Genomic DNA, 14,605 nt, shown 5'->3' on the forward strand with positions numbered 1-14,605 from the left:
AAGGAGGGGCGGGCCATTCCATAAAAGCTCGGTCTCGACAATTACGCGGCGATTGCGACGAATTCGCAGCGGCCTCACTCGGCGTCGAGGCCGTAGAGCGAATGCAGCGTGCGGACGGCGAGCTCCGTATAGGCGGCGTCGATCAGCACGGAGAATTTGATCTCCGAAGTGGTGATGGCGCGAATGTTCACGCCCTTCTCGGCCAGCGCCTTGAAGGCGCGGGCGGCGACGCCGGCGTGGCTGCGCATGCCGATGCCGATGGCCGAGACCTTCGCCACATCCTTGGCCCCGGTCAGCCCGGCATAGCCGATCGAGGACTTGGCCTTCTCGAGAATGGAGAGACAGCGCTCATATTCGGCGGCCGGGACGGTGAAGGTCATGTCGGTCATGGTCGCGTCGGAGGCGACCTGCACGATCATGTCGACATTGACGCCGGCCTCGGCCAGCGGCACGAAGACCGCGGCCGCCACGCCGGGCTTGTCGGCGACGCCGCGAAGGGTGATCTGCGCCTCGTCACGCGAGAAGGCGATGCCGGTCACGACCTGGGCTTCCACAATATCCTCCTCTTTGCAGATCAGCGTGCCGCTGTTGGGACGGGCCGGATCGTCGAAGGACGAGCGGACGAAGGTGCGGACGCCATGCACCATGGCCACCTCCACCGAGCGCACCTGCAGCACCTTGGCGCCGAGCGAGGCCATCTCCAGCATCTCCTCGAAGGCGATGCGCTCCATGCGCCGCGCCTTGGGAACGACGCGGGGGTCGGTGGTGTAGACGCCGTCGACATCCGTATAAATGTCGCAGCGATCCGCCTCGATCGCGGCGGCGACGGCGACGGCGCTGGTGTCCGAGCCGCCGCGGCCGAGCGTGGTGATGCGGCCGCTCGGCTGGTGAATTCCCTGGAATCCGGCGATGACGGCGACCTCGCCGCGATCGAAGCCGGCGCGCAGAGCGGAGCCGTCGATCGACTGGATGCGGGCCGAGCCATGAGCGTCGCTGGTCAGGATAGGAATTTGCCATCCCTGCCAGGAGCGCGCCGCAAGGCCGATATTCTGCAAGGCGATGGCGAGCAAGCCGGCCGTCACCTGCTCGCCGGAGGCGACGACGGCGTCATATTCGCGCTGATCGTGCAGAGCGGCGGCGTCCTTGCACCAGGCGACCAGCTCATTGGTCTTGCCGGACATGGCCGAGACCACGACGGCGACCTTGTAGCCCGCCTCCACCTCGCGCTTCACATGGAGCGCGACATTGCGGATGCGTTCCACATTGGCGACCGAGGTGCCGCCGAATTTCATCACCAGACGAGCCATGACCGACCTAGATTGGAAACACGGGCCCGGCTCGGGGCGAGCCGGATGGCCGCTCGCATCCGACCAAAAGCGGGCGTATATGTGACGCCCCCGTCGCCGGTGTCAACGCCGCGGCGGGGACTGGACCAAGCCCCCGCCCCCTCATGCTGAGGAGCGCCTGAAAAGGCGCGTCTTTAAAGCACGAGGGCTCCAGAAGGCGGGGATGACGGCTTCCTCGTCCTTCGAGACGCCCACTGCGTGGGCTCCTCAGGATGAGGAAACCTTCTTCGAACAGTTCGGCGCCCCGAGAGGCCGATGAGAGAGGACAAGCGTGCCGCAGCATCATGACCGCCCCCATTCCGCCAGCGTCGACCCGAAAGACGTCGACCGTTTCGACCGGCTCGGCGAGCTGTGGTGGGACGCCACGGGCAAAATGGGCATTTTGCACGACATCAATCCTGTCCGCGTCAATTACATCCGCGATCTCGCCTGCCGGCATTTTCGCGTGGACGGCGCGGCCCGCGACCGTCACGACGCGCAGCCGCTCGCGGGGCTGCGGCTCGTCGATATCGGCTGCGGCGGCGGCATATTGAGCGAATCGCTGGCCGAGCTGGGCGCGAATGTCGCGGCCGTCGATCCCGCGCCCAATAATATAGAGGTGGCGCGCCGCCATGCGGAGCGCTCCGGCCTCGACATCGCCTATCGCAACAGCACCGCCGAGGCGCTGGCCGCGGAAGGCGCGCGCTTCGATATCGTCGTCGCCATGGAAGTGCTGGAGCATGTCGAAGGACAGAGCGATTTCGTCGCGACGCTCGCCTCGCTGGTCGAGCCCGGCGGAATGCTGTTTCTCGCCACGATAGACCGCACGCTGAAGAGCTATGCGCTGGCGATTCTGGGCGCCGAATATGTGCTGGGCTGGGTGCCGCGCGGCACGCATGACCATGACAAATTCGTGCGGCCCGACGAATTGTCCGCATGGCTGCGCCGCGCCGGGCTGCGCGAGATCGACCGCTCCGGCATGAGCTTCCAGCCGCTGACGCGCAGCTGGCGCAAGAGCCACGACACCGATGTGAATTACATGATGGCGGCGAAAAAGGTCGGCTAGGCCAGCCTGACGACAGCTCGGCGCGGCAGACTATGTCCCGTTTGTTTCGGGAGCATAGCCGCATGAGTCTGCATATTTCTCCGCCGTCGCCGCCGGACCTCGTCGACACGCTCGGTGTCTGGCGCGCGCGCTTTCCGCGTTTCGCTGAAATGATGGACGCCGGCGAATCGCCGGTCAAAGCATTGCGCTATCTCGGCCTCGGCCTCTGGCAGGAGGGCGATGTGACCGGCGCGGTCGCCGCTCTGACGACGGCCGCCTCGCTGACGCCCGAGGACGCCCATCTCCTCGCCGATCTCGGCGCGGTGCTCTGGCTCGACGGCCGCAAGGCCGACGCGCTGCAATGCTTCATCGCCTCGCTGGAGCGCGATCCGAGCCGCGTGCAGGTCTGGCTCACCGTCGCCAGCCTCTGCAACGAAATTGGCGAGACCGCCACCGCCGAGCATTCCTATCTCGCGGCGCTCGATCTCGACCCCGCCTGCGCCGAGGCGGCGACCGGGCTCGGCCTCATCTGCCTCGAGAGCCGCCGCTATGACGAAGCCGTCACGCTGCTGCGCGGCGCGCTGGAGCGCGGCGTCGCCACGCCCGGCCTCTACGCCTGCTATGGCCAGACGCTCTATCTGATCGGCGAGTTCGCCGCCGCGCGCGCCGCTCTGGAACAGGCCGCCGCCTCTCTGCCGGAGGAAGCGGCGATCGTCCGCAAATATGCGCTCGCCGCCTGCGTGGAAACGGCTCTGGAAGTCTCGCCCGAGGACGCCTTCGCCGCCTATCGGCGCGCCGCCGGCCTTCATGCGGAGGAGGACGCGCGCATCGGCCGCGTGGTGTTCCGCGCGCTCTGCGGCTTCGGCCACAAGGAGGCGGCGATTCGCTTCGGCGAGGCGCTGCTGCGCGCGGCGCCGGACGATCAGATCATCCCCTTCCATCTCGACGCGCTGCGCGGGACGCCGCGCGAGCGCGCCTCGCCGGCCTATATCGCCGCCTGCTTCGACCTCTATGCGCCGGACTTCGATCGTCATCTCACAGAGACGCTCGGCTATCGGCTGCCGGAGACATTGCAGCCGCTGCTGGCGGAAACCGCACGCAGCTTTCCGCGCATTCTCGATCTCGGATGCGGCACCGGCCTCGCGGCGCCCATCCTCGCCGGCTTCGGCGGGGAGATCGTCGGCGTCGACCTCTCCCCGCGCATGCTGGAAAAAGCGCGCGAGCGCGGGCTCTATGCGCGGCTCGTGGAGCAGGACGCGCAGGCGTTCCTCGCCGGCTGCGACGAGCGCTTCGACCTCGTGGTCGCGCTGGATATGCTGATCTATCTCGGCGATCTCTCGGCGCTGTTCGACGGCGCCGCGGCGCGTCTCGCGCCGGGCGGGGTCTTCGCATTCAGCTTCGAGACCGGCGCCGGCGCGGATTACACGCTCGATCCCGCCGGCCGCTTCGCGCATGATCCCGCCTATATAGAGGCGCTCTCGCAAAAGGACTTCGTCCCGCTCGTCTCGCGGGCGACGACGATCCGCATAGAGGCCAACCGGCCGGTCGACGGCCGGCTGGTCCTGCTGCGGAAGCGTTGAGACTATAGCTCGTCCTGCGCCGCCTTCGCCTGCTTCAGCAGCGCGTCGGCGGCGATGATCTTGTCTTTCTCGGGATCATGGGCGATCGCGTCGAAATCCTTGGCGAGCGCGGCGCTGAAGGCCAAAGCCGCGATCTTCTCGCGAGGGTCGCTCGACCATTTGATGGCGATCTGCGCATCGCGGCCGCCGATCGCCGCGGCCAGCTCCGGCGACAGCGCCGCGGCGGGGTCGCGCTCCGAGAAGCGAATGTCGAAACCGGCGTCCTCGCCGTCATATGTGCAGGGCAGATAGCCCTCGACGGCGAAAGGCGCGTAGTCGTGATCCAGCGCGACGCCGATCTTGGTCGCGTCGATCGCCTTTTGATGCGCGGCGCGATCCGGCAATTTGCCGCGCTCGATATAGAGAATATGCCGTCTGGCCATGGAAACATCCCGCTTCGCGCGCGTCTTGCGCGCGCACGCGCCAAGCAGGAAACATTCCAGCGATCCGCCGTCATCTGCGACGCCGCCACTGGTTCGCCACAGGCGCGGGCGATAGAATTGCGGCCATGATTCGCCCCTCTTTCCTTCCCCTCCTTCTCGCCGCCGGCCTCGGCCTCACTGTCGCGGCGCCGGCGCTCGCCAAAGAAAAGCCAGCGGCCGAGGATGCGGCCGCCGAAACCAAGGCCGATAAGAAGAAGCCCGCCAAATCGGAGGCAAAAAAGGCCGAGCCCGCCAAGCCGGGCGAAACAAAAAAGCCGGACGCCGCCAAAAAGCCCGTGGACGCGAAAAAAGCCGCCGAGGCGAAAAAGCCCGCCGATGCAAAAAAGGCCGCGGCCGCGGATGATTCCGAGGAGCCGGACGCCAAGCCCGCCAAGGACAAGAACGGCAAGCCCGCCAAAGGCGGCAAGGACCAGAACGGCAAGGATACGGGCGGCAAGGACGCCAAGGCGGCGGGCAAGGAGAAGCCGGCCGAGAAGGAGAAGCCCGGCGTCAAGACGCCGACCGCCATCGGCTCCTTTGGCGATTGGAACGCCATGACCGCGCATGGGCAGGGCAAGGACAAGACCTGCTATGCGCTCGCCGAGCCGAAAGATCGCCAGCCGGGGAAATTGCAGCGCGACAAGGCCTATGTCTTCATCTCGACGCGGCCCGCCGAAGGCGTGCGCAATGAGGTGGCGATCATCCTCGGCTTCGCGGCCAAGGACGGCGGCGCGGCCAGCGCCGACATCGACGGCGACAATTTCGAGCTCGTGACCAAAGGCTCCAACGCCTGGGTGAAAAACCCGGCGAAAGAGAAAGAATTCGTCGAGGCGTTGAAGAGCGGCACGAAGCTCGTCGTCAAGGCGCCCTCCGCCAAGGGCAATGTCACGACCGACACTTACTCGCTGAAGGGTCTCTCGGACGCGCTCGGCCGCGTGCAGAAGGAATGCCCGTAGAGGCAAGCAGTCGTTGCTCGAGCGCCCCCTCCCCGACCCTCCCCCGCTTTGCGGGAGAGGGGGAGGTTGCGCGTTTAATTCAAAGCTCGCGTCGCGTTTGCCGCTCCCCTCTCCCGCGTCAGCGGGGGAGGGTGAGGGAGGGGGCGCGCTCCGCGAGAATCGCGCGGCTCACTTCACGCCGACGACCATCGAATCCGGCCCCAGCAAATGCTCGACGCGCGTTTGCGAGAAGCCGGCCTCACGCATCCAGTCCTGGCAATCCGCGCCGGTGTAATCGAAGCCGCCGGGCGTTTCGATCAGCATGTTGAGGCTCATCAGCAGGCCGAAGGCGTTGGTCTTGCGCTCGTCGTCGATCAGCGCCTCATAGACGATGAGCGCCCCGCCCTTCGGCAGCGCCTCATAGGCCTTGGCGAGCAGCAGGCGCTTCTCCTCGAGATTCCAATCGTGAAGAATATGCCCCATGACGATGACGTCGACCTTGGGCAGCGCGTCCTTGAAGAAATCGCCCGGATAGAAGCGCAGCCGATCCGATAGGCCGTTCTGCGCGACGAAATCAACGAACACCGGCTGCGCCTGCGGCAGATCGAAACCGCCGCCGGAAAGATGCGGATGCGCGCGCGCGACCGTGACGGGAACCATGCCCTGCGCGCAGCCGACATCGATGAAGCTTTTGTAATCCTGCCACGGGAATTTCGCGGCGATGGCCTGCGCCGAACCGGCGCTTATGCCGCTCATCGCGGTAAGGAAGCCGCGCAGCTTTTGCGGATCGGCGTAGAGCGCGCCAAAGAAATCGCCTTCGCCCGCGTTCTCGCTCTGCGCGGCGCCGGTGCGCAACGCATCGGTGAGGCGGTTCCAGCTCGAGAACAAGCGGAGATTGGACATTTCCAATATCTGCCCGACATAGCTCGGCTTGGCGCGATCGAGGAAGAGGTCCGTCTCCGCCGTGTTGCGATAGAGGCCGTTCTCGCGCTCGAGCATTCCGAGCGCCACCAGCGCATCGAAGAAATCGCGCGCCGAACGCTCATGCAGGCCGAGGCGGGCGCGCAGCGTTTCGGCGTCGGCCGGGCCTTCCGCCAGGACGGTGAAGAGGCCGAGCTCGACCGCCGAGAGCAAGACTTTCGAGTTCCAAAACGCGAAGCCGAGACCGAGGATTTTTTCCGGGGAGAGAGTGCTCATTCTGTCCTCACGTTAAGAAGATCGATCTGGAATCTCGACATGCGTCTCCTTCTCCCACGAGTGGGAGAAGGGAGCGCCCTTGCTTTTAAAATACGCGGCTCGTCTTGCCATTTCGCGCCGCGGCGGTCGATCGCGCCCCTACTGTCCCGTTCGCGTGAACCATTCCTCTTCGCTGATGACCTCGACGCCGAGCTCCTTTGCCTTGGCCAGCTTGGAGCCCGCCCCCGGCCCCGCCACGACGAGATCGGTCTTCTTCGATACGGAGCCGGAAATCTTCGCGCCGAAGCGTTCGGCCTGCGCCTTGGCCTCATCGCGCGTGAGCCGCTCCAGCGCGCCGGTGAAGACCACCGTCTTGCCGGCGACGGGCGAAGCGCTTTCGATCTGCGGCATGGCCTCCAGCGTCACATGCTGCAGCAGGGCGTCGATCTCGTCCTCATTGTGTTTCTCGGCGAAGAAATCATAGAGCGCCTCGGCGACCACCCCTCCAATGCCTTCGATCGCTTCGATGCGCTCGCGCGCCTCGCTTCCCGGCGCGGCCTCGCGCGCAGTATCGCGAAGGCTGGCGAAATCGGCGAAATGCCGCGCGAGGCGCTTGGCGTTGGTCTCGCCGACATGGCGAATGCCGAGCGCGAACAGGAAACGATTGATCGGAACGCTGCGCCGCGCGTCGATCGCAGCGAAGAGATTGCGCACCGAGGTCTCGCCATAGCCCTCGCGATTCTTCAATTTCGTGAGGTTCTGCTCGTCGCGCGCCTCGAGCGTGAAAATCTCGGAAGCCGTGCGAATGAAGCCTTCCTCGAAGAAAGCCTCGATCTGCTTGTCGCCGAGCCCTTCTATGTCCATGGCGTTGCGCGAGGCGAAATGCTTCAAGCGCTCGATCGCCTGCGCTGGACAGACCAGCGAGCCCGTGCAGCGACGCACCACATCGGCGACGCCCTTCTCGTCGATCTCGCGCACCGCAGCCGAGCCGCAGGCCGGGCAGACATGCGGGAACTCGTAAGGCTTCGTCCCCTCCGGCCGCTTGTCCAGCACCACCTCGACGATCTGCGGAATGACGTCGCCGGCGCGCTGCACGACGACGGTGTCGCCGATGCGAATATCCTTGCGCGCGATCTCGTCCTCATTGTGCAGCGTGGCGTTGGAGACGACGACGCCGCCGACCGTCACCGGCTCCAGCCGCGCGATGGGCGTCAGCGCGCCGGTGCGGCCGACATTTATGTCTATGCCGCGCACAATGGTCTTCGCCTGCTCGGCGGGAAATTTATGCGCCACCGCCCAGCGCGGCGCGCGCGAGACGAAGCCCAAGCGAATTTGCAGGCCGATATCGTCCACCTTGTAGACGACGCCGTCTATATCATAGCCGAGCGTGGCGCGGCGCGCTTCTATGTCGCGGAAATGCGCGAGCATCTCATCGGCGCCGACACAAATCTTGGTGAGCGGATTGGTCGGAAGGCCGAAGCTCGCCAGCGCCTGCACCATGCCAAATTGCGTGTCGGACGGCATGACGCTCACCTCGCCCCAACTATAGGCGAAGAAGCGCAGCGGCCGGCTCGCCGTCACCTTGGGATCGAGCTGGCGCAGCGAGCCTGCTGCGGAATTGCGCGGATTGGCGAAGAGCGGCTTATTCGCCGCCGCCTGTCTCTCATTGAGCGCGAAGAAATCCTCGCGTCGCATATAGACCTCGCCGCGCGCCTCCAACACATCCGGCCAGCTCTCGCCATTGAGGCGCTGTGGGATTTCCTCGAGCGTGCGAATATTGGCGGTGATGTCCTCGCCCTCATAGCCGTCGCCGCGCGTCGCGGCATAGACGAGCGCGCCTTTCTCATAGCGCAGCGAGCAGGAGAGGCCGTCGATTTTCGGCTCCGCGGTGAAGAAGAGCGGCGCCTCGTCTGAGAAGCCCAGAAAGCGCCGCACGCGTGCGACGAATTCGTGGACCTCCTCGTCGGCAAAGACGTTGCCGAGCGAGAGCATCGGCACGACATGTTTTATCTTGGCGAATTTCTCCGCCGGCGCGGCGCCGACCTTCTTCGTCAGCGAGGCGTCGGAAGCAAGCTCGGGAAAGGCTTTTTCCAAAGCCTCATAGCGCTGGCGCAGCGCGTCATAGTCTGCATCGCTGACCGCGGGGGAGTCTTCCTGATAATAGCGGCGGTCATATTCGGCGAGCTGTTCCGCGAGCCGCGAATATTCGAGCTTCGCCCGCCGCGGCGAGAGATCTTCGATCGGCGTGGGCGGTCTTGGTCCGCGCTTACGGGAAGGAGCGTCATCAGAGGCCATGACAACATCCGAGCATAAAAACCAGCGCGCGCCCTTCTCCCACTTGTGGGAGAAGGTGGCCCTCGCGTCAGCGAGGGTCGGATGAGGGCTCGCGCCGCTCCCGCCGTTTACGATTATTTGCGCGATGACGCAAAGCGGTCGAGATCCTACGCCGCCTCGGGCGCTGCGCCCACCAGCCTGCGCGCCTCCATCGGGCTGATCGGGCGGCCGAAGGCGTAGCCCTGCGCATAGGCGCAGCCGAGCTGATAGAGCTCGATGGCGTCGGATTCCGTCTCGGCGCCCTCGGCGACGACATCCATGCCGAGATCATGCGCCAGCGAGATGAGCGAGCGCAGAATCACCGCGCGCGAGCCCTTGCCGGTCTGGCGCGTGAAGGAGCGGCCAATCTTGATCGTGTCGAAGGGAAAGCTCTGCAGATAGGCGAGCGAGGAATAGCCGGAGCCGAAATCGCTCATCGCGAGGCCGGCGCCCAGCTCCTTGATGCGGCCCAGCATTTGCGCGGCGTATTCGGGATTTTCCATCACCAGCCCCTCGCTCAGCTCGAGCTTGAGGCTGCCTTTGACGATGTCGTTGCGCATCAGCACGCTTTTGACGTCGCGCAAAAGATCGTGCCGCAGCAATTGCCGCGAGCCTATGTTGACGCAGGCGAAGATCGGCGGATCGACGGCGAGCGCCCGCTGCCAGGCGGCGAGCTCGCGCGCGGTGCGCTCCAGCGCCAAAAGGCCGAAATCGACGACGAGGCCGGTCTGCTCGGCGACCTGGCCGAACTCGCTCGGATCGAGCTGGCCGAGGCGCGGATGGTCCCAGCGCAGCAGCGCCTCGAAGCCGGCGATGGTGCGATCCTCGAGCCGCACCACCGGCTGGAAGAACACCTTGATCTCGCCGCGCTCCAGCGCGCGGCGCAGATCGGCCTCGAGGGTCAGCCGGTCGGAGCGCTGCGCGCGCATCGCCGGGCGGAACACCTCTATGCGATTGCCGCCGAGCTTTTTGGCGTGGCGCAGCGCGATCTCGGCATCCTCCAGCATCTCGTGCCGATCGGGATGCAATTCCTTGTCGAACAGCGCCACGCCGATCGACACCGACAGCGAAATCTCGCGATCGGTGAAGCGCACCGGCGTCGCCAGCGTCCGCCGCACCGAATCGGCGAGCGCGATCACATGGTCGGCGTTGGTCTCGGAGACGAGGATGATGGCGAAGCGATCGCCGTCGAGCCGCGCCAGAGTGTCCTGCTGCTGCAGGAGCCGGGTCAGGCGGTGGGCAATGGTGAGCAGGATCGAATCGCCGGTGGCGACGCCGACCTGCTCGTTGATCTGGCGGAAACGGTCGATATCGACGGCGAGCACAGTGGGCCGCAGGCCGGCCTCGAGCCCGGCGAAGACCAGCGCCGCCTCCAGCCGGTCGAAGAATAATTCGCGATTGGGCAGGCCGGTCAGATTGTCGTGGACGGCGTCATGCAGCAGCCGCTCGCGGGCGTTGCGCTCGTCGGTGACGTCGATGAGCGTGCCGACGACGCGAATGACCTCGCCATCCTGCCCGATCACCGGCCGCGCCCGCAGCCGGTAGCAGAAATAATGGCCGTCCGCGGCGCGCAGCCGGAATTCCTGATTGATGCGCCCGCGCCGCTGCTCGAGCAGCGAGTCGAGGCAGGCGCGATAGCGGTCGTGCTCGAAAGGATGCAGCAGAGCGAGCCAGGAGGAGGCCGCCCCCTCGAGCCCGCCACGGTCGAGGCCGAGCTGCTCCTCCACCTCCGGGCTCACATAGATGTAGTCGGCCGGCACGTCCCAGTCGAAGACGATCTCATTGGCCCCGGTCAGCGCCAGCGCCTTGCGCTCGGTGTCGGAGATCGCGCCATGGGCAAGGCCGCCGCTGGCGAAGGCATTTTGCATAACGGTGAAGCCGATCAGCATGACGATCAGCACCAGACCGCCGACCAGCGCCGGCGAGACCAGATCATTGGTCAGCCAGCCGGCCACGGTAAAGCCCGCCGCGCAGACCCAGAGCAGTAGCAGAAACCATGTCGGAATCAGCATGATGGCGCGGTCGAAGCCGTGCGTCGCCAAATAGAGGACGAGCACGAAGCCGACCGCCGAGACGGTGGCCAGCGAGATGCGGGCGACGCCCGCCGCGACCGGCGCGTCGAAAATGGCGAGGCCCACGAGATCGGCGAGAATCAGCAGCCAGAGCGCGGCGACATGCCAGGCGCGCACATGCCAGCGGTTGAGGTTGAGATAGGCGAAGAGAAACACCACCAAGGTCGCCGACAGCACCGTCTCGGCGCCGGCGCGCCAAATGCGATCGGCGTTGGGATCGACGCCGAAAATCTTGGCCCAAAAGCCGAAATCGATGCAGACATAGGCCAGCACCGACCAGGCGAGCGCCGCCGCCGCTGGAAAGATCACCGCGCCTTTGACGACGAAGACAATGGTCAGGAACAGCGCCAGCAGGCCGGCGATGCCGATGACGATGCCCTTGTAGAGGGTGAGGCTCGTCACCTTGTCCTTGTAGGAGTCCGGCTCCCACAGATAGAGCTGCGGCAGATTGGGCGTGCGCAGCTCGGCGACATAGGTGATCGTAGTGCCGGGATCGAGGGTCAGGCGAAAAACATCGGCGTCCCCGCTTTCCTCATGCTCCGGCGGGAACCCTTGGCTCGCGGTGATCGCCGAAATGCGCGTCGCGCCGAGATCCGGCCAGATCACGCCCGACCCCTGAAGGCGGAAATGCGGGGCGACGATCAGACGCTCCAGCTGCTCGTCCGTATCATTTGTGAGCGCAAAGACGATCCAGCTGGGGCGGGTGCCCACTTCCTTGGCGCCCACTTCTATGCGTCGGATGATTCCATCGGAGCCGGGGGCGGTCGACACCTGCAGACGGTCGCCCTCGGAGGAATATTTCTCCACCGCATGGGTGAGGTCGATGGCGGAGGCGTCCTGCGGCACGCGCACGGAATCGATGGCGAGCGCCCGCGACCCGCAAAGGACGAGAAACAGTAGGGCGATCAGATATCTGGATAGCGGCACGAATCTCGTCTCTGGCGCGCAGGCCCAAAAAGTCCGATTGTCGCGGGTGGACCGGTCGGCTTTCGGATTTCTTCTTGTCTGAATTTTGACTGGTACCGGCTAAGTCGTCGCTCTGCAAGCCGGTATGGTCTTTGCGTATCGCGGGCGGGCGAGCGGCCGCGCTTGCGGAGGCCGAACGGGGCCAATATACGCTGAAACAGGAACAGGGCAGAAATTTAGAAGTTCTCTAGATTTGGGAGATGCGTCCGCGCAGAGCCCTCGTCTGGCGGCGACAGCCTGTCGAAACTAAGGAAACTGGATGCGTAGCGCTCTCGGCGGACCCCGCTTGCTGCTCCGCCGGCTTCGCGAGGTCATGGCGGAGCCGGTGAGCGCGCAGGCGCGGCTCGACAAGATCGTCGTGCTCATCGCGTCCAATATGGTGGCGGAAGTCTGCTCGGTCTATGTGCTGCGCGCCGATCAAAGGCTCGAGCTCTATGCGACCGAAGGCCTCAATCGCGAGGCCGTGCATCTCACCACAATGCACGCCGGCGAGGGCCTCGTCGGCCTCATCGCCAAAAGCGCCGAGCCGCTGAACCTCTCCGAGGCGCAGGAGCACCCCTCCTTCTCCTACAAGCCGGAGACGGGCGAGGAGATCTACCACTCCTTCCTCGGCGTGCCGGTATTGCGCGGCGGCAACACGCTCGGCGTGCTCGTCGTGCAGAACCGCGTGCGGCGCATCTATTCCGAGGAGGAGATAGAGGCGCTGCAGACGACGGCGATGCTGGTCGCCGAGATGATCGCCTCGGGCGAGTTGCGCTCCATCGCCAAGACGCCGGAGAGCTTCGCGCTCGACCGGCCGGTGGCGGTTAAGGGCGCGCCGATGTGCGAGGGCGTCGGGCTCGGCTACGCCGTGCTGCACGAGCCGCGCGTCGTCGTGAAGCAGCTCATCGCCGAGGATATCGCCGCGGAGGTCCAGCGCATCGATGCGGCGATAGAGGCGATGCGCCTCTCCATCGACGAATTGGTCGCCCATGGCGACCGCATGGGCGCCGGCGAGCATCGCGAGGTGCTGGAGGCGGTGCGCATCTTCGCCAATGACCGCGGCTGGGTGCGCCGCCTGCACGAGGCCGTGCGCAGCGGCCTGACGGCGGAGGCCGCGGTGGAGCGCGTGCAGAACGACGCCCGCGCCAAGCTGCAACGCCAGACCGACCCCTATCTGCGCGACCGTCTCCATGATCTCGACGATCTCGCCAATCGGCTGCTGCATCAGCTCACTGGGCAGAGCTATGTCGCCGAGCGCGAATCGATCCCCGAGAACGCCATTCTCATCGCCCGCAACATGGGGCCGGCGGCGCTGCTCGACTACGACCGCTCACGGCTGCGCGGCCTGGTGCTGGAGGAAGGCGGGCCGGCGAGCCATGTCGGCATCGTCGCCCGCGCGCTCGGCATCGCCACGGTCGGCCTCGCCGCCAATGTGACCGATCTCGTCGAGGCGGGCGACGCCGTCATCGTCGACGGCGTGACCGGCGACGTCCACATCCGCCCGCCGCCGGATGTGCAGACCGCCTATGGCGAGAAGGCGCGGCTGCGCGCCCGCCGCATGGAGCAATACGCCAAGCTGCGCGACGTGCCCGCCGTCACCAAGGACGGCGTGGAGATCGCGCTGCATATGAACGCCGGCCTCATCGTCGACGTGCCGCATCTGCACGAGACCGGCGCGCGCTCCATCGGCCTGTTCCGCACCGAGCTGCAATTCATGCTGGCGCCGCGCTTCCCGCGCATGAACGAGCAGTTCCTGCTCTACAAGGCCGTGTTCGACGCGGTGCAGGACCGCCCGGTCACCTTCCGCACGCTCGACATCGGCAGCGATAAAATCCTGCCCTATATGGCGACGATCGACGAGGAGAATCCGGCGCTCGGCTGGCGCGCGATCCGTATCGGCCTCGATCGGCCGGGCCTGCTGCGGATGCAGATCCGCGCCATGCTGAAGGCGGCCGGCGGACGCGATGTGCGCATCATGTTCCCGATGATCGCCAATGTCGCCGAGTTCGAGGCGGCCAAGGCGATCGCGCATCGCGAGCTCGCGCATCTCGAGCGCCACGGCCATACGCCGCCGACCAATGTGCAGCTCGGCGCCATGGTCGAGGTGCCCTCGCTGCTGTGGGAGCTCGACACGATCGCCGCGCGCGCCGATTTTCTGTCGGTCGGCTCCAATGATCTGGTGCAATACATGTATGCGGCCGATCGCGACAACACGCGGGTCTCCAAGCGCTACGACACGCTCTCCACCCCCGTGCTGCGCGCGTTGGAGCGCATCGCCGCCGCGGGCAAGCGCGCCGGCAAGACGGTAACGCTATGCGGGGAAATGGGCGGCCGTCCGCTGGAGGCGCTGGCGCTGCTCGCGCTCGGCTATCGCTCGCTGTCCATGTCGCCGTCGTCGATCGGACCGGTGAAGGCGATGATCCTCGCCGTCAATCTCGACGAGGCGGAGGTGTTCCTGGCCTCGCTGCTCGCCAGAGAGGACGGCGCGCCGAGCCTGCGCGAGACTTTGCGCGAATTCGCCGCCGCGCGCGATATTCCGGTTTGAGCATGGGCCGATTCGAATGCGGAAACGCCCCCTCCCTCACCCTCCCCCGCTTTGCGGGAGAGGGGGACGGCGACGTTACGCGAAACCTCGATGAAGCGCGGAACTTGCTCCCTCTCCCGCAAAGCGGGGGAGGGCTGGGGAGGGGGCCGGCCCCGCACAGCGATGAAAAGCCGAGGGGGCGCGCGAAAGACCGGGGCCGCTAGCG

Annotated in this window: 9 protein-coding genes; 4 read left to right on the forward strand and 5 right to left on the reverse strand. The window is 66.1% G+C overall.

Annotation, left to right across the window (positions count from 1 at the left end):
* Positions 1-74: 74 nt before the first annotated feature.
* Positions 75-1,307, reverse strand: coding sequence for an aspartate kinase (locus K369_RS11695; RefSeq protein WP_036291365.1), 1,233 nt, complete (start codon positions 1,305-1,307; stop codon positions 75-77).
* 310 nt (positions 1,308-1,617) lie between these two features.
* On the opposite strand from K369_RS11695, the gene ubiG reads away from it, so the two are divergent.
* The gene (ubiG, locus tag K369_RS11700) at positions 1,618-2,391 is read left to right on the forward strand and encodes a bifunctional 2-polyprenyl-6-hydroxyphenol methylase/3-demethylubiquinol 3-O-methyltransferase UbiG (RefSeq protein WP_036291367.1); all 774 of its coding nucleotides are present in this window, start codon (positions 1,618-1,620) and stop codon (positions 2,389-2,391) included.
* A 62-nt stretch (positions 2,392-2,453) separates the two neighbouring features.
* The gene (locus K369_RS11705) at positions 2,454-3,950 is read left to right on the forward strand and encodes a methyltransferase domain-containing protein (protein WP_036291370.1); all 1,497 of its coding nucleotides are present in this window, start codon (positions 2,454-2,456) and stop codon (positions 3,948-3,950) included.
* Positions 3,951-3,952: 2 nt separating this feature from the next.
* Here K369_RS11705 and K369_RS11710 read toward each other — a convergent pair whose 3' ends face one another.
* A complete protein-coding gene (locus tag K369_RS11710) occupies positions 3,953-4,372 on the reverse strand; it encodes a hypothetical protein (protein ID WP_036291372.1) in 420 nt (139 codons plus the stop codon).
* Positions 4,373-4,497: 125 nt separating this feature from the next.
* On the opposite strand from K369_RS11710, the gene K369_RS11715 reads away from it, so the two are divergent.
* The gene (locus tag K369_RS11715) at positions 4,498-5,367 is read left to right on the forward strand and encodes an invasion associated locus B family protein (protein ID WP_036291374.1); all 870 of its coding nucleotides are present in this window, start codon (positions 4,498-4,500) and stop codon (positions 5,365-5,367) included.
* 168 nt (positions 5,368-5,535) lie between these two features.
* Here K369_RS11715 and K369_RS11720 read toward each other — a convergent pair whose 3' ends face one another.
* From K369_RS11720 to K369_RS11730, 3 genes are all read right to left on the reverse strand, one after another.
* The gene (locus K369_RS11720) at positions 5,536-6,543 is read right to left on the reverse strand and encodes a methyltransferase (RefSeq protein ID WP_036291376.1); all 1,008 of its coding nucleotides are present in this window, start codon (positions 6,541-6,543) and stop codon (positions 5,536-5,538) included.
* Between the two features lie 138 nt (positions 6,544-6,681).
* On the reverse strand, positions 6,682-8,817 hold the full coding sequence (gene ligA, locus K369_RS11725; RefSeq protein ID WP_051949229.1) for an NAD-dependent DNA ligase LigA: 2,136 nt from the start codon (positions 8,815-8,817) through the stop codon (positions 6,682-6,684).
* 146 nt (positions 8,818-8,963) lie between these two features.
* A complete protein-coding gene (locus K369_RS11730) occupies positions 8,964-11,834 on the reverse strand; it encodes an EAL domain-containing protein (protein WP_036291377.1) in 2,871 nt (956 codons plus the stop codon).
* Between the two features lie 298 nt (positions 11,835-12,132).
* Between K369_RS11730 and ptsP the strand changes: the two genes are divergently transcribed.
* The gene (gene ptsP, locus K369_RS11735) at positions 12,133-14,400 is read left to right on the forward strand and encodes a phosphoenolpyruvate--protein phosphotransferase (protein WP_036291379.1); all 2,268 of its coding nucleotides are present in this window, start codon (positions 12,133-12,135) and stop codon (positions 14,398-14,400) included.
* Positions 14,401-14,605: the final 205 nt, after the last annotated feature.

Origin of the sequence: Methylosinus sp. PW1 (assembly GCF_000745215.1) — a bacterium.
Lineage (GTDB): Bacteria > Pseudomonadota > Alphaproteobacteria > Rhizobiales > Beijerinckiaceae > Methylosinus.

What these genes read in the sequence shown, in the direction of transcription:
- K369_RS11715 (WP_036291374.1), top strand. Translation starts at nt 4,498, where the DNA reads ATGATTCGCCCCTCTTTCCTTCCCCTCCTTCTCGCCGCCGGCCTCGGC.
- K369_RS11695 (WP_036291365.1), bottom strand. Translation starts at nt 1,307, where the DNA reads ATGGCTCGTCTGGTGATGAAATTCGGCGGCACCTCGGTCGCCAATGTG.
- K369_RS11720 (WP_036291376.1), bottom strand. Translation starts at nt 6,543, where the DNA reads ATGAGCACTCTCTCCCCGGAAAAAATCCTCGGTCTCGGCTTCGCGTTT.
- ligA (WP_051949229.1), bottom strand. Translation starts at nt 8,817, where the DNA reads ATGGCCTCTGATGACGCTCCTTCCCGTAAGCGCGGACCAAGACCGCCC.
- ptsP (WP_036291379.1), top strand. Translation starts at nt 12,133, where the DNA reads ATGCGTAGCGCTCTCGGCGGACCCCGCTTGCTGCTCCGCCGGCTTCGC.
- K369_RS11705 (WP_036291370.1), top strand. Translation starts at nt 2,454, where the DNA reads ATGAGTCTGCATATTTCTCCGCCGTCGCCGCCGGACCTCGTCGACACG.
- K369_RS11710 (WP_036291372.1), bottom strand. Translation starts at nt 4,372, where the DNA reads ATGGCCAGACGGCATATTCTCTATATCGAGCGCGGCAAATTGCCGGAT.